The sequence below is a fragment of the Exiguobacterium sp. SRB7LM genome (assembly GCF_015712685.1).
Classification (GTDB): Bacteria; Bacillota; Bacilli; order Exiguobacteriales; family Exiguobacteriaceae; genus Exiguobacterium; species Exiguobacterium profundum.
Genome location: NZ_VWVR01000006.1, coordinates 2,737,501 through 2,758,154 on the forward strand (window position 1 = coordinate 2,737,501; position 20,654 = coordinate 2,758,154).

The 20,654-nt window shown below is 48.9% G+C and carries 14 protein-coding genes, 5 tRNA genes, 3 rRNA genes, 1 other RNA gene and 1 other annotated feature (1 of these 24 running past the window's edge); of the genes, 5 read left to right on the plus strand and 18 right to left on the minus strand.

What is annotated here, in order from left to right; genetic code table 11:
* The 5 genes from recR to tadA form a co-directional block, all read right to left on the minus strand.
* A protein-coding gene (gene recR / locus F3H97_RS14860; RefSeq protein WP_012727753.1) for a recombination mediator RecR crosses the window boundary here: on the minus strand, positions 1-216 show its 5' end (the start). It extends 384 nt beyond the left edge of the window; only the first 216 of its 600 coding nucleotides appear in the window; its start codon is at positions 214-216; the stop codon falls past the left edge of the window.
* 22 nt (positions 217-238) lie between these two features.
* Positions 239-556 (minus strand): YbaB/EbfC family nucleoid-associated protein, encoded by a 318-nt coding sequence (locus F3H97_RS14865; protein WP_012727754.1) that lies wholly within the window; start codon positions 554-556, stop codon positions 239-241.
* A gap of 14 nt (positions 557-570) precedes the next feature.
* A complete protein-coding gene (gene dnaX / locus F3H97_RS14870) occupies positions 571-2,247 on the minus strand; it encodes a DNA polymerase III subunit gamma/tau (protein ID WP_031424060.1) in 1,677 nt (558 codons plus the stop codon).
* Between the two features lie 94 nt (positions 2,248-2,341).
* An RNA gene (ffs, locus tag F3H97_RS14875) (signal recognition particle sRNA large type) lies at positions 2,342-2,609 on the minus strand.
* 53 nt (positions 2,610-2,662) lie between these two features.
* On the minus strand, positions 2,663-3,163 hold the full coding sequence (tadA, locus tag F3H97_RS14880; protein WP_196431816.1) for a tRNA adenosine(34) deaminase TadA: 501 nt from the start codon (positions 3,161-3,163) through the stop codon (positions 2,663-2,665).
* A gap of 121 nt (positions 3,164-3,284) precedes the next feature.
* Here tadA and F3H97_RS14885 point away from each other — a divergent pair, with 121 nt between their 5' ends.
* Together F3H97_RS14885 and F3H97_RS14890 are read left to right on the plus strand one after the other, a co-directional pair.
* Positions 3,285-3,920, plus strand: coding sequence for a deoxynucleoside kinase (locus tag F3H97_RS14885; RefSeq protein WP_012727757.1), 636 nt, complete (start codon positions 3,285-3,287; stop codon positions 3,918-3,920).
* A complete protein-coding gene (locus tag F3H97_RS14890) occupies positions 3,917-4,588 on the plus strand; it encodes a deoxynucleoside kinase (RefSeq protein ID WP_074035276.1) in 672 nt (223 codons plus the stop codon). Before F3H97_RS14885 ends, F3H97_RS14890 begins: the two co-directional genes overlap by 4 nt.
* A 120-nt stretch (positions 4,589-4,708) precedes the next feature.
* Here F3H97_RS14890 and F3H97_RS14895 read toward each other — a convergent pair.
* The 7 genes from F3H97_RS14895 to pdxS all read right to left on the minus strand — a co-directional run bounded on the left by F3H97_RS14895 (position 4,709) and on the right by pdxS (position 9,550).
* Positions 4,709-4,798 (minus strand) — tRNA-Ser (locus tag F3H97_RS14895).
* A gap of 29 nt (positions 4,799-4,827) precedes the next feature.
* Positions 4,828-4,918: transfer RNA gene (locus tag F3H97_RS14900), tRNA-Ser, on the minus strand.
* A 37-nt stretch (positions 4,919-4,955) separates the two neighbouring features.
* Positions 4,956-5,046, minus strand: a tRNA-Ser gene (locus F3H97_RS14905).
* Positions 5,047-5,184: 138 nt separating this feature from the next.
* Positions 5,185-6,468: a serine--tRNA ligase gene (serS, locus tag F3H97_RS14910; protein ID WP_012727759.1), complete on the minus strand. Its 1,284-nt coding sequence runs from the start codon at positions 6,466-6,468 to the stop codon at positions 5,185-5,187.
* A gap of 51 nt (positions 6,469-6,519) precedes the next feature.
* Positions 6,520-6,728, minus strand: a binding site (T-box leader).
* An 18-nt stretch (positions 6,729-6,746) separates the two neighbouring features.
* Complete coding sequence (locus F3H97_RS14915; protein ID WP_196431817.1) at positions 6,747-7,994, minus strand: D-alanyl-D-alanine carboxypeptidase family protein; 1,248 nt, start codon at positions 7,992-7,994, stop codon at positions 6,747-6,749.
* Positions 7,995-8,079: 85 nt separating this feature from the next.
* Positions 8,080-8,658, minus strand: coding sequence for a pyridoxal 5'-phosphate synthase glutaminase subunit PdxT (gene pdxT, locus F3H97_RS14920; RefSeq protein WP_074035275.1), 579 nt, complete (start codon positions 8,656-8,658; stop codon positions 8,080-8,082).
* A gap of 1 nt (position 8,659) precedes the next feature.
* Complete coding sequence (gene pdxS / locus F3H97_RS14925) at positions 8,660-9,550, minus strand: pyridoxal 5'-phosphate synthase lyase subunit PdxS (RefSeq protein WP_012727762.1); 891 nt, start codon at positions 9,548-9,550, stop codon at positions 8,660-8,662.
* A gap of 288 nt (positions 9,551-9,838) precedes the next feature.
* Between pdxS and pdxR the strand changes: the two genes are divergently transcribed.
* The 3 genes from pdxR to F3H97_RS14940 all read left to right on the plus strand — a co-directional run bounded on the left by pdxR (position 9,839) and on the right by F3H97_RS14940 (position 15,422).
* A complete protein-coding gene (pdxR, locus tag F3H97_RS14930; RefSeq protein ID WP_159563186.1) occupies positions 9,839-11,242 on the plus strand; it encodes a MocR-like pyridoxine biosynthesis transcription factor PdxR in 1,404 nt (467 codons plus the stop codon).
* Positions 11,239-11,859: a class A sortase gene (locus tag F3H97_RS14935; RefSeq protein WP_196431818.1), complete on the plus strand. Its 621-nt coding sequence runs from the start codon at positions 11,239-11,241 to the stop codon at positions 11,857-11,859. Before pdxR ends, F3H97_RS14935 begins: the two co-directional genes overlap by 4 nt.
* 140 nt (positions 11,860-11,999) lie before the next feature.
* A complete protein-coding gene (locus F3H97_RS14940; RefSeq protein ID WP_196431819.1) occupies positions 12,000-15,422 on the plus strand; it encodes an alpha-amylase family glycosyl hydrolase in 3,423 nt (1,140 codons plus the stop codon).
* A 40-nt stretch (positions 15,423-15,462) separates the two neighbouring features.
* Here F3H97_RS14940 and guaB read toward each other — a convergent pair whose 3' ends face one another.
* The 6 genes from guaB to F3H97_RS14970 form a co-directional block, all read right to left on the minus strand.
* Positions 15,463-16,926 (minus strand): IMP dehydrogenase, encoded by a 1,464-nt coding sequence (guaB, locus tag F3H97_RS14945; protein ID WP_074035270.1) that lies wholly within the window; start codon positions 16,924-16,926, stop codon positions 15,463-15,465.
* Positions 16,927-17,174: 248 nt separating this feature from the next.
* Positions 17,175-17,291: ribosomal RNA gene (rrf, locus tag F3H97_RS14950) — 5S ribosomal RNA — on the minus strand.
* Between the two features lie 53 nt (positions 17,292-17,344).
* A 23S ribosomal RNA gene (locus F3H97_RS14955) occupies positions 17,345-20,258 on the minus strand.
* 88 nt (positions 20,259-20,346) lie between these two features.
* Positions 20,347-20,419 (minus strand) — tRNA-Ala (locus F3H97_RS14960).
* A 22-nt stretch (positions 20,420-20,441) separates the two neighbouring features.
* Positions 20,442-20,518, minus strand: a tRNA-Ile gene (locus F3H97_RS14965).
* A gap of 65 nt (positions 20,519-20,583) precedes the next feature.
* A 16S ribosomal RNA gene (locus tag F3H97_RS14970) occupies positions 20,584-20,654 on the minus strand; the annotation flags it as partial.

Sequence of the window (20,654 nt, forward strand, 5' to 3'; positions counted from 1 at the left end):
GCAGATTGCACACGGATCAATATCTGTGATGTGGCCACACACGGTACAATACTTTATGTCACGCTTCGCACTCACGAGAGATTTCGCGAACGTCAACACATCGTCTTCTTCCATATCTAATACATGGAATGCTAAACGTACCGCAGTTTTCGGTCCAATCCCAGGTAACTTCGTAAAACTCTCAATCAATCGTCCAATGGCTTCAGGGTATTGCAACTCGCATCGATCCTTTCTTCACTTAAAAGCCTGGGAGGTTCATCCCTTGTGTGAAACGTCCCATCTTATCATTCACAAGCTGATCTGCTTGTTTCATTGCATCATTGATTGCTGCTAAGACGAGATCTTGTAACATATCCACATCGTCCGGATCGACAACGTCTTCAGCAATAATGACGTCTAAAACTTCTTTATGACCGCTGACGACAACTTTCACCATGCCGCCTCCCGCTGTTCCTTCAACTGATAACTCTTTTAATTCCTCTTGAGCTTTCGCCATATCTTTTTGCATCTTTTGCATCTGTTTCATCATGTTGTTCATGTTTCCCATTCCACGCATTCAGAGCGCCTCCCTTATGTTTCTTCGATTTCAACGACATCGCCAAAACGTTCCATCGCCTGCGCAACTAGCGGATCCTCGGTTTCCGGCTCTTCGACTTGTTCCGTTCGTTCTGCTTGTTTTTGAAGGATGAACTCATTTTTTAGTTCATTCCAATCCGTCTCAAGCACCGCCATGATTTCGCGACGAATCCCCGTCACTTCGAATAACGCCTGTTCAATCACATCGCGCGTACGACCATTTGAACTCACTTGTTCATAGTGCCATGTCATTCCATCTTTAAATTGTACCAGTAAGGTGTCACTTGCACAAAGGACAGCTTCACTTTCATAGAAGAGAGCGAAAATCGGACCATCTTGTATCCGAATATTCGTCATGATATCTCCCCAGCTGTCGCGAATCGCATTCAAATGCTGCCGTTCGGCCCGTTGCAAGAGTTGGCGAATCCGTTCTTTCGGCACCCGGATTTGTGTCCGTTTCGGAGCAGGCTTCGGCTTTTCTGCTTCTCCACCTGTCACGACAACACCATTCTTCTTCACTTCATTTAATTCACGGCTCAGTTCACGCACTTGATCTTGTAGTTGTGTCATTTGCTCACTAATTGTACGGCCTTGTTCCGCGATTCGGATAAATGTTAACTCCACCAACACTTTCGGATGGTTAGATAACCTCATCTGCTGTTGGCAATCATTGAGCTCTTCAATCACTTGGAACAATTCATCCGTTGAAGTCGCTTCGACGAACTGACGAAACTCGTCAGTCGGACGAGCACGTTCCAATAAGTCAGCTGCTTGTGGAGATGCTTTCAAGAGTAACGCATCCCGATGAACGAACACTAAATCTTCGATGAAACGTTTCAAGTCCTTCCCTTCACGTAACATCAATTCAAGCGTACTCAAAATGGCATTTAACTCTTTTCGCTGGAGACCATACGCCATGTCGAGCAACGTTTCATCCGTCACGGCACCCGTGACTTCTAACACCGCTTCTTCCGTCAACCGCCCATCACTGAATGCGAGCGCCTGATCAAGTAAGCTAAGGGCATCTCGCATCCCGCCATCGGCAGCACGTGCGATGAGTTTCAACGCTTCCGGATCGTAGTCATGGTCTTGGTCGTTCAAAATATAGGCCATCCGCGTTTGCAATTGACTCACTTCATGTCGTTTGACATCGAATCGCTGACAGCGGGAAATGATTGTGGCCGGAATTTTATGTGGTTCTGTTGTAGCCAAGATGAATATCGCATGTGCCGGTGGTTCCTCAAGCGTCTTTAACAACGCGTTGAATGCACCGGTCGATAACATATGCACTTCATCAATGATGTATACTTTGTAACGCCCTTGGGACGGCGGATATTTGACTTTGTCTCGAATCTCCCGAATTTCGTCAACTCCGTTGTTCGATGCGGCATCAATTTCAAACACGTCGGGACTTGTCCCTTCCGTGATGGCGATACACGTCGGACAGGTGTTACATGGTTCACGTGTCGGCGCACTTTCACAGTTGATTGCCTTGGCGATGATTTTCGCCAAACTCGTCTTCCCCGTTCCACGTGGGCCGGAAAATAGGTACGCATGTGACATCCGCTCCTCTAACAGAGCATTTTGAATCGTACGTGTGATATGGACTTGACCGACGACCTCTTGAAACGATTGAGGTCTATATACACGATATAACGCTTGATACGCCATGAGTTCGCCTCCTTCCCTACTGTTCTTCTCTATCTCATCATACAAAAAAATCTACAGCCCGGGGGCCATAGATTGAAGTTATAAAATAAATCTGCCGCGCACCGATTTCTGAAAGCACGTCAACATGCGTTACTCATGCAGTTTGCTCAGCCCAAGCACCCCTGCGGCACACGGTACGTCACCACTTAAGGCTGCTTCCTTCCGGACCTGACCTGGTTCATGGGTGACCGTTGCGCAGGACTCAGACGTCAACGCCACTTACATAAGGCAGACCACACCAGCGCACTCCCTCGAATCGGGATTCAGTCTCGCTACAGCGGATTGCGAGTGACAGGGCACCGCTACCTCCCCACCTAGCACGGCAAATGGGTAAATGAAATTAGGCACTATCTCGAGTGCTATTACATTATACTGTTTAATCGATTGGGTTGCAACCTCTCTGATTGAGTCGGTCTTGTTTCTTCCTTTCCCGAAGCGCTCGGAAGAAATCTGTCAGGAGCTGTCCACATTCTTCTGCTAAAACATTTTCTGTCACTTCAGCTTGGTGATTGAATCGCTCATCCTGCACCAAGTTCATCAATGTCCCGCAACATCCACCTTTCGGGTCGTGGGCACCGAAAATGACACGTTTCACGCGAGATAATACGATTGCGCCCGCACACATCGGGCACGGTTCAAGGGTAACGTATAGTTCACAGTCTTCTAATCGCCAATTCCCTAACATTTCATTAGCCGTTTCAATCGCAATCATTTCGGCGTGTGCTGCCGCCAGACGATCTGTCTCACGACGATTGTGCCCAGTTGCAATCACCTGGTCTCCCTTTACGATTACACAACCAATCGGCACCTCGCCAATGGCTTCTGCTTTCTTCGCTTCTTCGATGGCCAACTGCATAAATCGCTCATCACGTTCCATCGATTCACCTCATTTCTTATTTAAAATTATGAAAAAAAATGAAAATCAAATCCCTCGCCATATCGCTCGTATTGTGTGCTAGAATGGAACTTGCACTTTGGATAATGGAGGATGACATCATATGTTTATAACGGTAGAAGGACCGATTGGTGTCGGGAAAACATCACTGGCCCATATCATCAGTCAGCATTTCTCGATGCAGATGCTGAATGAAATTGTAGAAGAGAACCCATTTCTCGGCAAGTTTTATGAAGATATCGAAGAATGGAGTTTCCAAACGGAAATGTTCTTCTTGTGCAATCGATTCAAGCAGTTGGATGATATTCACAAACACCACTTGAGTCAGCAACAATCCGTCGTTTCGGACTATCATATTTTCAAAAACTTGATTTTTGCTCACCGTTCGCTGAAACCGGCACATTTGAACAAGTACGAGCAGATTTATAAGATTTTGACACATGATATGCCGAAACCTGATGTCGTCATTTACTTACATGCCAGCATTGAGACATTAATGAAACGAGTCGCCTTACGTGGACGTGAAGTGGAAGAGAATATGTCTCGTGATTACCTCGAACAACTTGCTCACGACTATGAGACGTTTGTTGAATCGTATCGCGCGGCCCATCCAGAAGTGAAGATTCTCTCGTTCAGTGGGGATGAACTCGACTTTGTACACAATCCGGACGACTTGACTCATGTCCTAAAAACGATTGAGCGTGAATTAGAATTAACTAAAGGAGCCCAAATAAAATGAAGCTGATTGATAAATATAACATCCCGAACGATACAATCATTACAATCGGGGGAATGGTCGGGATCGGGAAATCAACGATCACCAATTCGTTAGCCGATGCATTGAATTTCCGAACGTCTCTCGAAAAAGTAGATACCAACCCTTACCTCGATAAATTCTATCATGATTTCGAACGTTGGAGCTTCCATCTTCAAATTTACTTCTTGGCAGAACGTTTTAAAGAACAGAAGAAAATCTTCCAATACGGTGGCGGCTTCATCCAAGATCGTTCAATCTATGAAGATACAGGCATCTTCGCCAAGATGCACTATGAAAAAGGGACGATGTCACCAACAGACTACGAAACGTATTCTAGTTTGTTCGAGGCAATGGTGTTGACACCGTTCTTCCCGCACCCGGATCTATTAATCTATCTTGAAGGTTCGTTCGAACAAGTACTCGAACGCATTCAGATGCGCGGTCGCGAGATGGAACAGCAAACACCAATCGCTTATTGGGAAGAGATGTACACCCGCTACACAGAATGGATCAACAACTTCAACCTATGCCCGGTATTGCGTCTCTCGATCGAAGAGTATGACCTCATCAACGACCCAGATTCAGTCGAACTCATTCTTGAGAAAATTGAAAAGCAACTCACGATTGCACGCGAAGCAAAAGTGAGATAATCAATAGAAGGATTGCGCCAACGAAAGCGTAATCCTTCTTTTTGTGCATAAAAAAATCCACAGCGCTTATGTCTGTGGATACAAAAAATGCATCTGCCTCTGCAGATGCCCGATTGAAAGCGGAGTTGGTGGGATTCGAACCCACGCGAGCCTTGCGACTCCTAACGGATTTCGAGTCCGTCCCCTTCAGCCGGACTTGGGTACAACTCCAGGCCTAAAAAAGTGTAAAAAAAAGAAAGTGGAGGAGGTGGTGGGATTCGAACCCACGCAGGCTGTTACACCCCTGACGGTTTTCAAGACCGTTCCCTTAAACCACTTGGGTACACCTCCAAAAGATATAAAATTGTGTGAGCCTCCAAAAAAGAAATGGAGGAGGTGGTGGGATTCGAACCCACGCAGGCTGTTACACCCCTGACGGTTTTCAAGACCGTTCCCTTAAACCACTTGGGTACACCTCCAAAGCTCATATGCAATTCGTGAGCAACAGTGTCGCTCGACATGATTTATAGTACCAACTGAAGAGACAGATGTCAAACCCTTTTGTGAAAAAACATTAAAAAAATTGAGCAGCCTCAAAATCGAGGCTGCTCAAGCGTTTAGTTCGGCATTTCAATCTTTTCTTTTCCACCCATGTAAGGACGAAGAACTTCTGGAATCACGACCGATCCATCCGCTTGTTGATAATTTTCAAGAATCGCTGCGACCGTTCGTCCGACCGCCAAACCTGAACCGTTCAACGTATGCACAAACTCAGGTTTCGCATTGGCGTCACGACGGAAACGAATTCCCGCACGACGCGCTTGGAAATCTTCAAAGTTTGAGCAAGACGAGATTTCACGATAGACCCCTTGTGCCGGCATCCATACTTCAATATCGTATTTTTTCGCGGCAGTGAATCCGAGATCTGCCGTACACATGCTGAGCACTTGATAAGGAAGGCCTAGACGTTTTAAGACTTCTTCAGCATGACCTGTCAACAGTTCCAATTGCTCATAAGACTCTTCCGGTTTTACGAAGCGGACGAGCTCGACTTTATTGAATTGGTGCTGACGAATTAATCCACGTGTGTCACGTCCCGCTGACCCAGCTTCAGAACGGAAGTTTGCACTATATGCAGTATACGCGATTGGAAGTTGTGTTTCCGGAAGAATTTCTTCACGGTGCATGTTCGTGACCGGTACTTCAGCCGTCGGAACGAGGAAGTAGTTCGTATCCGCTACTTTAAATGCATCCTCTTCAAATTTAGGAAGCTGACCCGTTCCTGTCATCGAATCTCGATTGACCATGTAAGGAGGTAACACTTCAGCGTACCCATGCTCATCTGAATGAAGGTCCATCATAAAGTTGATGAGGGCACGTTCTAAGCGAGCGCCTAATCCTTTATAGAAGACGAAGCGGCTACCTGTTACTTTTCCAGCGCGCTCGACATCGACGATTTGAAGGTCTTCCATCACGTCCCAATGTTGCTTAGGCTCGAAATCAAACTCAGGCTTTGTCCCGATTTCGCGAATCGTCACGTTGTCGTCTTCCGTTTCGCCGATTGGTGTTGATTCGTGCGGGATATTTGGGATGCTGAGTAAAATCAAGTTGAGTTCTGCCTCAACTTCGCGTAACTCTTCGTCCAACAGTTTGATTTCATCGCCGAGGCGACGTGTCTCTAAAATCGGACCTTCGGCATCTTCTTTGTTCCGCTTCAATTCAGCGATCTGTTTTGTCGCTTCGTTGCGCTTCGCTTTCTTCACTTCGACTTCGTTGATCAAGTCGCGACGTTTCTCCTCTAGTTGTGGGAAGCGGTCAAGTGCACTCAAGTCTTCCCCCCGGTGAGCTAACTTTTCTTTAATCCCTTCAAAATCCTGTCGCAAACGTTTAATGTCTAACATTGCTATTCCTCCTTTTTCATATAAAAAAGGTGGCACGTCCCTTTCCCGTAGGAAAGGGACGAACCACCTTGGATCCGCGTTGCCACCCTCGTTGCCCAAATGTTTGAGCCACTCGATGCACGTAACGTGTGCGAACGTGACTTGTTTCCAAGTCAATGCTCCGAGGCCGATTCGGTCACGTCATCTCACTAGTTTGCACCAACCACTAGCTCTCTGTCAGTAGACGTACGTAACGTACTTATTCTCATCATCGCATCTGTCATTGAATTAATCTTACTTTACAACATCTCAACTTGTTCGACAAGACTGATTTTTCCAAGTGCGAGTCGGATTTGATCGAGGAAATCCAAAAAAGCTCGCGTTATTCTCGTCAAGAACGAGGCGGTATCGACCGACTCCGCTGTAACAAGTGCCATCTTAGGAGGAGCCTCTCCCTCTAAATAGCGTACGTTCTCCGAAGAATCGATGGTGACCATGCCTGCCTGTGTGTCAGCCTTAATCGGAGCCTCTAAATCAAGCAGATCATATTCGGGCTCCGGTACGGGTCTTCCTTTTTCGACTAATACTTCAAAGTCGTTCGTCGTTCGGACCGCGACTTGCTCTTCCTCGCCTTGAGAGACCGTTGCCATCTTGGAGATTGTCTCCCCCATCCGCAAGATTGGGGTCATCACGAAATCCGCATAAGCATAATCATGTAGCGCTTTCGTTGCTGCATAACGTCCCTCGTCCGATGTTGCACCGAGGACGACCGACAAAACGGTACGCCCATCCCGTGTGGATACGCCGATGAAACAATATCCCGCCTCATTCGTCGTGCCTGTCTTGAAGCCGAGCATTCCCGGATAAGCGAGGTCACGATTAGCGAGCATGCGATTCGTCGCATCAAATCGAACACCGTCGACGTCCACGTATGCCCGCTTCGTCACGTCGAGCACTTCCGGATACGTCGTCAAATACGCGATCGCGAGCTTCATCAAGTCCTTAGCAGACGTCAAGTTGTCTCCCGGTAGGCCAGCGGATTCAGAATCGAGTCCTGAGGCGTTCGCGAACGTCGTTTGCGTCATCCCTAATTCATCAGCCCGGCGATTCATCTCTTTGACAAATGCCTCTTCCGAACCGGATACGGCCTCCCCGAGCGTTACGGCCGCTTCATTCGCTGAACGAATCAACGCGGCATCGTATAATTCTTTGACGGTATATGGTTTATTTAACAGCGGGATTCGTGCCAACCCCGGCTTTCTCGTCAACGCCAAAGCAGCATCGCTCGGTGTGATTTCTTGTGTCCAACTGAGTTTCCCTGCCTGAATCGCCTCACGCGTCAAAAATGCAGTCATCAGCTTCGTGATTGAAGCCGGCTGAAGCATCGAATCTTCTTGTTTGGCAAATAGAACTTGTCCTGTCGTCACGTCTACAAGCATCGCGCTTGCTGCATCCACTTTCGGAGCGGCCGCAGAGGCAGCCGATGGCAACATGGTCTGTATGACGAATACGACAGTGAGCAATATGATGAAATAACGGGCCTTCACATCGTTTCCCCTTTCTGTACGCTTCTTTGTTCAGTGTAACAAAAAATAAGTTTGAAGGACCCCCTTTTTGCGAGGTCCCTCAAACTTATACATGTTGACTCTGATTCGCTTTGACCATCTCGATAAAATAGCGATGTAACGAGAGGTCATCCGTCAATTCGGGGTGGAACGAGCAAGCAAGATACTGATTGTAACGGACCGCCACAATCGCTTCCTCCACTTCAGCGAGCACATCTACTTCTGGTTCAACGCGTGCCACTTGTGGGGCACGAATGAAGACCGCTTCGACTGGCTCATCGATTCCTTTCACTGGAAGGTCGACCTCAAAACTGTCGACCTGACGTCCGAACGCATTGCGTTTCACTGTCATCGGGATTTTTTTCAAGTGGGCGTCATACCCTTCGACTTCGTTCGCGAGAAGAATCATGCCGGCACATGTGCCGAACATTGGTAACGTTTCCGTCTCTCGAAGTGGTTCAAGTAATCCATAACGATCGAGTAGTCGACGCATTGCCGTGCTCTCTCCACCTGGTAACACGAGTCCGTCAATTGACTCCAAGTCTTCTACCGAGCGAACGACAACGGTTCGAGCACCGAGCGCTTCCAGCATGCGAACATGCTCACGAATCGCACCTTGCATTCCTAATACGCCAATCGTTACCATCTTACCAGCCTCGTGGTGCCATGAGTTCTTCTTCTTTGAGTGTGCGGACGTCGAGTCCTTTCATCGCCTCACCCAATCCTTTTGACAAGTGTGCGATTCGCTCATAGTCATCGTGATACGTTGTTGCTTCTACAATGGCACGTGCAAATTTTTCTGGGTTCTCCGCTTTGAAAATACCAGATCCGACAAAGACTCCATCTGCCCCGAGGTGCATCATCAAGGCAGCATCCGCTGGTGTCGCGATTCCACCTGCTGCGAAGTTTACGACCGGCAGACGGCCCGCTTCACGGATTTGCATCAATACTTCAAACGGTGCACCGAGGTCGCGCGCCTCTGTCATGACCTCATCTACGCTCATCGACAAGAGACGTTTCACTTGAGCTTGGACTGTACGCATATGACGAACCGCTTCGACGATGTTCCCTGTTCCCGGCTCCCCTTTTGTACGAATCATCGCTGCCCCTTCACCGATACGGCGGGCTGCTTCACCGAGGTCGCGTGCTCCACATACGAACGGCGCCGTATAGTCGCGCTTGTACAAGTGGAACTCTTCGTCGGCTGGTGTCAACACTTCACTCTCGTCAATGAAGTCGACCCCCATCGACTCGAGGACACGTGCTTCAGCGATATGCCCGATCCGGCATTTTGCCATAACCGGCACAGATACTGCCCCCATGACGTCTTCGATGATTGTCGGGTCAGCCATACGGGCAACGCCACCCATTTTACGGATATCTGATGGTACACGTTCGAGCGCCATGACAGCCACAGCACCGGCAGCTTCAGCGATTTTCGCCTGTTCAGCGTTGATGACGTCCATGATGACGCCGCCTTTTTGCATTTCAGCCATCCCACGTTTTACTTTATCTGTCCCTACTTGTCTCTTTTCCATTGAAATCCCTCCATTGATTCGTGTTCTACTTGCTAGTATAAGTTGAATTGACTATATTAAAAGTGCCAGTTTCTCATTATTTAAAGTGGTCAGTTTTAAATAAAGGACTCTATTTCATCTATCACGAACCTGTTGAAGTATAAAGGAGGAGTACGTATGTTAAACCGCGATTCGTTTGATGGGGGTCATCGTGCCTCATTCGGGACACCCGGGATTGTCTCTTTCATCATTATTCTTGGGTTTATGCTCTACTTCTTTTTTGGTTCGTAAAGAAAGGAACGTCACACCATGGATATGCTTACCTTATCGCTTGATCAAGAATCGTCCATCCCGCTTTACGAGCAATTGTATAAACACATTCGGGATGCCATCCTCGACGATACGTTAAAGACAGGAACCAAATTACCTTCAAAGCGTAAGCTCTCTCAATTTTTAGATGTCTCGCAGACCACGGTCGAGTTCGCGTATGCCCAGTTACTCGCCGAAGGATACATCGAGTCCATTCCTCGAAAAGGATTTTATGTGTTACCTCAAGAGGAACTGTACGTCCGGCGCTCGAGTAGTACCATCACACCAGCCCCTCAGCGAAAGACATATGATTATGATGTTTCCCCGAGTCAAATCGACACGACTGCCTTCCCGTTTGAACGATGGAAGCGACACATCAAACATGTCGTCGATGACGTGAATCATGAATTACTTGCGTTAGGTTCTGTTCAAGGAGATCTAGAATTACGCCAAGAAATCGCCACATATCTTTATCACTCCCGTGGCGTACAGTGCTCACCAGAACAGATCATCGTCGGGTCCGGTACGGAACAGCTGTTGCCACAACTCTTGAATCTATTACCGGACTCGTCTATCTTCGGGATCGAAGACCCTGGTTATCCGCTCACGCGATTGTTGTTCGAACAACAAGGACGCACGTCGATTCCTATTCCCGTAGACGATAGTGGTGTTTGTGTGAATGAGCTCGAGCGTCATGCAATCGATGCACTATATGTCACACCTGCTCATCAATTTCCGACAGGGACCGTCCTGTCTGTCAGTCGAAGGCAACGTTTGTTAAATTGGGCACTCGTCCATCAGACGTATATCATCGAAGACGATTACGACAGCGAGTTTCGCTATAGCGGCAAGCCGATTCCGTCACTGCAGAGCATGGACCCGAACGAACGGGTTATCTATATCAGTACGTTTTCAAAATCTCTCATGCCATCCTTACGCATCGGCTATATGGTCTTACCGACACCCTTGTTAAACCGTTACCGGGAACGACACCAGTATTTCACCTGTAGCGTTCCCCGGTTCGAACAACAGACGTTGGCCTTATTCATGTCGAGCGGTGACTTTGAGAAGCATTTGAACCGGATGCGAAAAATATACCGTCGTAAGTTAGAAAGTGTCCTCTCCGCCTTCCGACCATTCGAACCGACCGTCACCGTGACCGGAGCAAGTGCCGGATTGCACGTCGTGTTGACCATCGCGACCGAGCGAACAGAGCAAGAATTGAAGCGGTCCGCCGAATCCGCCGGAATCGCCATTAAATCCATGAACGACTATCGTATCGTGCATCCGGACTCCCACAAGCAATTTCTGTTCGGGTTTGCGCATTTGTCTGAGTCGACTTTACCTGACGTGATCGTTCAGTTGATGCTTGCGTGGGAAGTTTCAAAAGGAGGGAAGTCATGAATCGACGTATCCGGTGGCTCATCGGACTTTTACTCATTGGGAGCGGCATCCTCTTTTTGACGAGTCCAATTTGGGAAAATGCCATTGTTAGTTCGACGAGTGAATACGTGGTGGAACAGATGGAATTTCAAGAAGAGAGCGAATTTGATCCAAGTTATAATTTTAAAGCCGTCAGTCCGCTCTCTGTATCGGACGTCCTACAAGCGCGCAATCGGTTTCATAATTTGCCGACAATCGGCGTGATTTCAATTCCCGATGTCTCACTGAAACTTCCCATCATGAAAGGCTTGGACAATGAAAGTCTCGCGGTAGGCACCGGAACGATGCATCCTGAACAAGAGATGGGCAAAGGGAACTACGCGCTCGCCGGCCACTACCTACAACGAGCAACTGCCCTATTCGGACCGCTCCATGAAATCGAGGTCGGTGCCACGATCTACCTTCAAGATGAAACGCAAACGTACGAGTATGTAGTCACTTCGCTTGAAACCGTCTCTCCTGAACGAGTCGATGTATTAGATGTCACCTCAACCCCAACCATCACGTTAATCACGTGTACGTTCGATACGACAGAGCGCCTGATTGTAAAAGGGAAGCTTGTCGCCTCATCCTCTTGACCGCTTCTCCTTTCAGAATAGGAGAGGCGGTTTATTATTTTTTCAAAAACATATTGTTAGCGCTTTCAAGTTCCGATAAACTATTTTTGAAAACGTTTGCATAAAAGTGTGCAAATCCATTTGACAGGAAGAGGTGCCTCATGAAAAAAACAACCGCTCGTCAGGCTTCAACGCTGATCCTTTCCGGAGCATTACTCATTCAAGCCGGTGTCCCGATGAACGCATTGGCCGAACCGACCATGATGACGATTGATGGATTGAAAACAGACTGGAGCTCGATCCCAGCCCTTGCGACTTCCCCGGCTACGGGTTGGCAAGGATTTGATGTCGGTGATTTATACATACAAAACGATGCTCAACATCTTTATTTTTATGTAGATGCGAACAATGTCCCGAATTGGGGCGACAACGGACAATACATTAACATCGCCCTTCAAATTAACGATGAAGATTCTGGCGTCTCTGAAAATCCACTCGGATACCCATTCGACTTTACAGGCGTCGACAAGGCACCTCAATATCATGTTCTCGTTCGTGTCGATGGCGATCAAAAAGTCAAAGAGGCCGCCCTTTATAAGGCCGGACAGGATACCCCACTCTTACAATTGAACCAATTGAACGGTGCGGCTTTCGCAGTGGACCGGACGAAAGGATTCGAAGGAAAGATCCCATTATCCTTACTCGGGCTAAACAATGGAGACCAAGTTCGTGCCTTGACTGTATTGAGCGGCAATAATGCAGGAGAGCATGGTGCGTTCGATACGATTCCAAGTAACGCGGCCAACCAACTGGCGAACAGCTGGAACGTCGCTGCTACTCCGTCGACGCAATCCGTATATAGTGCCCCGTTCACGTTAAATGGGGTGGAGACGATTGATCAGCTTGAGGTCGTTTCGGTGACCCCGGCTTCATCCTCGATCGACGTGGATGTGTCTACCCCAATCACATGGACGTTCAACGAACCTGTCCGTCTCGATACTGAAGCAGTCACGCTTCAACAAGGAGAGACAAAAATCCCGGTCGACGTGACAACGAACGGTTCGACCGTGACACTTCAGCCGAAAGAGGCACTCGCACTCGACACGTCATATACGGCGACCATCCCAGCGGATGCGGTGACAGGGACGATTTCCAACACGTCACTCCCTGCCTTGACGACTTCGTTCAAAACGGCAACCAAGCTCGCCGATCCATGGGAAACGACTCGTTATATCGAGATGAAGTATGTCCGCGCGGATGGAGATTATACGGATTGGAACTTGTGGACGTGGAGCACCGGTAAAAAAGACGGCCAAGTTGACCCGTATCGCATCACGGAGGACGGGGCCATCTTCCGAATCCCCGTTGGTCAAGACGCCACCAAAGTCGGATTTGTGATCCGAAAAGGAACGGATTGGGCTGTGAAGGACGCATACGGAGAAGACAGATACGTCACGCTCGGAGAAGACCGTGTCACGAAGGTCCTCGTCGAAAGCGGCAAAGGTGTGTTCCATCAAGTTCCGACAGTCAACGGACCAGTGTACGGTACAGACGGGATTAGTTTCTTCTACCGCGATGTAGCACTTTATGAATCCGGAAAAATGAATGAAATCGAACAGGTCGCACTCAAAATCAATGATGAAACATATCCGATGACGTATGAGCCTGAAAACGAATGGTTCCGCCACACAGTGCGTTTGCCTGAAGGCGTTCATGATTACACGTACCTCGTCACAAAAGACGGGGTGACGACTGAAGTGAAGGATCCGTACTTTGAGGCTTCTCAAATAGAGTATCGCCAACCGACCGTCAAACTCACTTCTTCAGTCAGTCCAAAAGCGATTAGCTCCAGAGAAAATGCCGTCCTACGGGTAAAACCAACCTTACCAAAGGGAGTGACGCTTCGTGAACTCTATATCGATGCACGACCTCTCGGAGGACCCGCTAAGTTGCACATCGACCGTGCATTGAATGCTCAAACCATTGCGGTGAAAGATACAATCAAACCAGGAAACAAGACGCTCTCTGTCACAGCCGTCGACCAGTATGGAAATGTCCATCGCTCGAAGACCACCATCCGTGTCGTTCCGAAATCGATGAAAGAGAAACAAGCATTTGATTGGGATGAGGCACGAATCTACTTCATGCTAACCGACCGCTTCTACAACGGGGACGTGTCCAATGATAATCCGAACCGTGAGTACTATGATAAAGACCATCTGGAATCGTACCATGGTGGAGACTTTGCGGGTGTCACAAAAAAACTCGATTATTTAGATGACTTAGGCATCAATACAATCTGGATTACACCGATTGTGGATAACATCGATTGGGATTTGCGTTATGGGAAAGATGGGTCTCAATATGGCTATCACGGATATTGGGCGAAAAACTTTGAAAAACTTGATGAACACCTTGGAGATATGGCCGCATTCCATAAATTGATTGACGAGGCGCATAAGCGTGGCATCAAAATTATGGTCGATGTCGTCTTGAACCATCCAGGCTACGGCATGGAACCAGGTGCAAGTTCAGCCGTCACGAATTTCCCGACGGATGCAGAACGACAAGTATTCGATGGCATGATTCGCGAGAATCCGGTCGATGGGGACGACCTCAGAATGTCCTTATCTGGTCTTCCTGATTTCAAGACCGAGGAAGCGGCCGTGCGGGAGCAATTGGTCAAATGGCAGACGGATTGGATCAAACGTTCGAAAACGAAAAAAGGAAATACAATCGACTACTTCCGTGTCGATACGGTCAAACATGTAGATTCAACGACGTGGAAATCATTCAAAAATGAGCTGACAACAATCAAGCCAGATTTCAAACTCATCGGCGAACACTATGGAGCCAGCATCAACAATACAGGCGGTTATCTGCGGAGTGGACAAATGGATTCCTTGCTCGACTTCGATTTTAAATACCAGGCCGAGCGATTCGTAAACGGCAACATTGAAGATGTAGAAAAATCGCTCCAATATCGGAATAACCAATTATCGAATGAAGCAACGCTTGGACAATTCTTAAGTAGCCACGACGAAGATGGATTCCTCGTCTCGCGCGCAGATGGAGACACAGGTAAGCAAATGGTCGCTGCCGCCCTTCAGATTACGGCCAAAGGTCAACCGGTCATCTATTACGGAGAAGAAGTCGGGCAATCTGGGAAACATGCAGGGGATATGGATAAAGGTGAGTTCAATGAGAACCGCTATGACTTTGACTGGTCACGTGTCAAAGGAGAAGGGAAAGCGATGCATACGCATTACCAAAAACTATTGAATATCCGTGCAGACTATTCTCACGTATTCAGTAAAGGAACACGATCATCCGTCTCTGTGAATGCCAATTCTGGTTACTCGATTTTTGAGCGGGCCTACGGCAAACAGTCCGTTCTCGTCGGATTGAACACGAAAGAGAAAGCACAAACCGTTTCATTTAAGACGTCGTATAAGGCGAAGACTATTTTGATTGACCGCTATAGCGGCAAATCATACACTGTTCAAAAAGACGGGAAGGTGACCGTCTCACTTCCTGCTCAAGATCAGGGAGGTACCGTCATTTTAGTCGAGAAACGCAAATAAAGAACCGCCATCCTGAGTGAACAGGATGGCGGCTTTTTCATTAACGTGAATAGTTTGGTGCTTCTTTTGTAATGTTGACATCGTGTGGGTGGCTCTCTTGGAGTCCAGCACCTGTCATACGAATGAACTGTGTATCTTCACGAAGGGCACGAATGTCGGCAGCGCCGCAATACCCCATACCTGAACGAAGACCACCAATCAATTGATAGACCGTGTCAGCCAGTTCACCGCGATACGCGACGCGACCTTCGATACCTTCAGGAACGAATTTTTTGTCTGCTTCTTGGAAGTAACGATCTTGGCTTCCGCGTTTCATCGATGCTTCTGATCCCATACCACGGTATGTCTTGAATTGACGACCTTGATAGATTTCCATTTCACCTGGGCTCTCTTTCACACCCGCAAGCAAGCTTCCGAGCATGACTGCATTGGCTCCAGCGGCGATGGCTTTGACGATATCACCAGAGTACTTAATTCCACCGTCAGCGATGACTGAGACACCGTGCTCTTTCGCTTCCATCACGCAATCATAGACTGCTGTGATTTGCGGAACACCGACACCTGCGACGACACGTGTCGTACAGATCGAGCCTGGTCCAATCCCAACTTTAATGACGGATGCTCCTGCTTCAATCAATGCACGCGTCGCTTCTGCTGTTGCCACGTTCCCTGCGATGATTGGAAGGGATGGGAACATATCACGTAACTCACGAACCTTTTCAAGTACGCCAGCTGAGTGACCGTGTGCCGTATCGATAACCAATGCATCCACACCTGCTTCAACCAACACTTGAGCACGTGAAGCCGCGTCTTTCGTCACACCGACTGCAGCTGCGACAAGAAGACGACCTTGCTTATCTTTTGCTGCGTTCGGGAACTGTTCGACCTTTTCGATATCTTTCGTCGTAATGAGACCTTTTAATACACCGTTCTCATCGACAAGTGGAAGTTTCTCGATGCGATGTTGATGAAGGATACGCTCGGCTTCTTCAAGCGATGTACCCACTTTTGCTGTGATGAGGTTCTCTGTCGTCATGACATCTTTGATTACCGTCGAATAGTCTTTGATGAAGCGAAGATCACGATTCGTTAAAATACCAATCAATTGACGTTCATCTTCTGAGTTGACGATTGGGACGCCCGAAATACGATACTTACTCATCAAGTATTCTGCATCGTATACTTGACGGTCTGGAGTTAAATAGAACGGGTTTGTGATGACACCATTTTCTGAGCGCTTTACGCGATCGACGTGCTCAGCCTGCATTTCCATCGACATATTCTTGTGAATGACACCTAAACCACCTTGACGGGCCATAGCAATCGCCATTGGGGCTTCAGTAACGGTATCCATACCGGCACTGATGATCGGAATATTTAATTCGAGTCCTTCACAGAGCTTCGTGCTTAAATCAACGTCACGTGGTAAAACATTTGAAAACCGTGGTACGAGTAATACATCATCAAATGTTAAACCTTCTTTTGCAAACTTATTTTCCCACATAAAAATTGATGGCCCCTTTCTCGTTCTACCTACATCTTTGTTTCGAAATATTTCTGTAATGGTAACAGGTATAACGTAAAAGTGCAATTCAATTCCCGATGTTCAGAAAGTTCAGAATTGTGTTCATTAACTTAAATAACATTAAAATTGTTCGGAATTTCATCGTGTGAACGAGCAGAATATGAAGTTCGATTTCATTATGAACGTAAAAAAACGACCGAGCGTATGCTCGGTCGTCCTGCGTTGTTGCCTGGCAACGTCCTATCCTCACAGGGGGAGATCCCCCAACTACTTTCGGCGCTGAGACGCTTAACTTCCGTGTTCGGCATGGGAACGGGTGTGGCCGTCTCGCTATCGCCACCAGACTTTAGGGCTTGTTCCCTGAAAACTGAGGATTCATCAACACAAACCATTAGACTAGATCAAAGCCTCGACCGATTAGTATCATTCAGCTCCACGTGTCGCCACGCTTCCACCCATGACCTATCTACCTCATCGTCTCTGAGGGGTCTTTCTTGATTGCTCAAAGGGAAATCTCATCTCGGAGGGGGCTTCATGCTTAGATGCTTTCAGCACTTATCCCGTCCGCACGTAGCTACCCAGCGGTGCTCCTGGCGGAACAACTGGTACACCAGCGGTGCGTCCATCCCGGTCCTCTCGTACTAAGGACAGCTCTCCTCAAATTTCCTGCGCCCACGACGGATAGGGACCGAACTGTCTCACGACGTTCTGAACCCAGCTCGCGTACCGCTTTAATGGGCGAACAGCCCAACCCTTGGGACCTACTCCAGCCCCAGGATGCGATGAGCCGACATCGAGGTGCCAAACCTCCCCGTCGATGTGGACTCTTGGGGGAGATCAGCCTGTTATCCCCAGGGTAGCTTTTATCCGTTGAGCGATGGCCCTTCCATGCGGAACCACCGGATCACTAAGCCCGACTTTCGTCCCTGCTCGACTTGTAGGTCTCGCAGTCAAGCTCCCTTCTGCCTTTGCACTCTTCGAATGATTTCCAACCATTCTGAGGGAACCTTTGGGCGCCTCCGTTACTGTTTAGGAGGCGACCGCCCCAGTCAAACTACCCGCCTGACACGGTCCTCCAGCCGGATCACGGCTGCGAGTTAGAGACTCTATACGCAAAGGGTGGTATCCCAAGGGTGTCTCCACCGAAGCTGGCGCTCCGGCTTCACAAACTCCCACCTATCCTGTACATCGCGTACAAAGCCTCAATATCAGGCTGTAGTAAAGCTCCATGGGGTCTTTCCGTCCTGTCGCGGGTAACCTGCATCTTCACAGGTACTATGATTTCACCGGGTCTCTCGTTGAGACAGTGCCCAAATCGTTACGCCTTTCGTGCGGGTCGGAACTTACCCGACAAGGAATTTCGCTACCTTAGGACCGTTATAGTTACGGCCGCCGTTTACTGGGGCTTCGGTTCAGTGCTTCTCTTGCGATGACACATCCCCTTAACCTTCCAGCACCGGGCAGGCGTCAGCCCCTATACTTCATCTTGCGATTTAGCAGAGACCTGTGTTTTTGCTAAACAGTCGTTTGGGCCTATTCACTGCGGCTTATGTTGCCATAAGCGTCCCTTCTCCCGAAGTTACGGGACCATTTTGCCGAGTTCCTTAACGAGAGTTATCCCGCGCGTCTTAGAATTCTCATCTCGCCTACCTGTGTCGGTTTGCGGTACTGGCGCCGACCTCCTCACTAGAGGCTTTTCTTGGCAGCGTGAAATCCGGTGCTTCGCCCTACGGGCTCCACGTCACAGCTCAACCTTGTATGCCGGGCGGATTTGCCAACCCGACGGCCTCGCTGCTTGTCCGTGCACTTCCAGTCGCACGGTCACCTTATCCTTCTGCGTCCCCCCATCGTTCAAACGGTGGTACGGCGGTACAGGAATATCGACCTGTTGTCCATCGCCTACGCCTTTCGGCCTCGGCTTAGGTCCAGACTAACCCTGAGCGGACGAGCCTTCCTCAGGAAACCTTAGGCTTTCGACGGAGGGGATTCTCACCCCTCTTTTCGCTACTCACACCGGCATTCTCACTTCCAAGCGCTCCACGGCTCCTCACGATACCGCTTCACTGCTGCTTGGAACGCTCTCCTACCATCCCTTACGGGATCCATAGCTTCGGTGGTATGTTTAGCCCCGTTACATTTTCGGCGCGGCGCCACTCGACTAGTGAGCTATTACGCACTCTTTGAATGGTGGCTGCTTCTAAGCCAACATCCTAGTTGTCTGTGCAGCGCCACATCCTTTTCCACTTAACATACACTTGGGGACCTTAGCTGATGGTCTGGGCTGTTTCCCTCTCGACTACGGATCTTATCACTCGCAGTCTGACTCCCGAGTACAAGTTGCTGGCATTCGGAGTTTGACTGAATTCGGTAACCCTGTGGGGGCCCCTAGTCCAATCAGTGCTCTACCTCCAGAACTCTTCACCTCGAGGCTAGCCCTAAAGCTATTTCGGAGAGAACCAGCTATCTCCAGGTTCGATTGGCATTTCACCGCTACCCACACCTCATCCCCGCACTTTTCAACGTGCGTGGGTTCGGACCTCCAGTCAGTGTTACCTGACCTTCATCCTGGACATGGGTAGATCACCTGGTTTCGGGTCTACGACGACGGACTGATGCGCCCTGTTCAGACTCGCTTTCGCTGCGGCTCCGCCTCATCGGCTTAACCTCGCCCGCCATCGTAACTCGCCGGTTCATTCTACAAAAGGCACGCCATCACCCGTGAACGGGCTCTGACTACTTGTAGGCATACGGTTTCAGGATCTCTTTCACTCCCCTTCCGGGGTGCTTTTCACCTTTCCCTCACGGTACTGGTTCACTATCGGTCACTAGGAAGTATTTAGCCTTGGGAGATGGTCCTCCCGGATTCCGACGGGGTTTCACGTGTCCCGCCGTACTCAGGATCCACTCTGGAGGGGATGGGGTTTCGGCTACAGGGCCGTCACCTTCTCTGGCCGACCTTTCCAGGTCGTTCACCTACCCTATCCCTTTGTAACTCCGTGTAGAGTGTCCTACAACCCCAGGAAGCATGCTTCCTGGTTTGGGCTGTTCCCGTTTCGCTCGCCGCTACTCAGGGAATCGAATTTTCTTTCTCTTCCTCCGGGTACTTAGATGTTTCAGTTCCCCGGGTATGCCTCACGCCACGCTATGTATTCACGTGGGTGTCCCGCCAGTCTCCCGGCGGTGGGTTCCCCCATTCGGAGATCTCTGGATCGATGTGTACTTACCACTCCCCAGAGCATTTCGCTGTTCGTCGCGTCCTTCATCGGCTCCTAGTGCCAAGGCATCCACCGTACGCCCTTTCTACCTTGATCTAGCGTCTAAGACACACGGTCCTCACGGACCATATGTGAAATTGGTTTTTGATGTCTTGATGAATCTTCAGTTTTCAAGGAACAAAAGTGGAGCCTAGCGGGATCGAACCGCTGACCTCCTGCGTGCAAGGCAGGCGCTCTCCCAGCTGAGCTAAGGCCCCGTATTAGAATTGTTCATAAAAATGGTGGGCCTAAGTGGACTCGAACCACCGACCTCACGCTTATCAGGCGTGCGCTCTAACCGGCTGAGCTATAGGCCCTCTTAGAGAGGTTTTGGTCTCTCAAAACTGAACGATGGGCAATACCACATGGGCATTTTCCTTAGAAAGGAGGTGATCCAGCCGCACCTTCCGATACGGCTACCTTGTTACGACTTCACCCCAATCATCTGCCCCA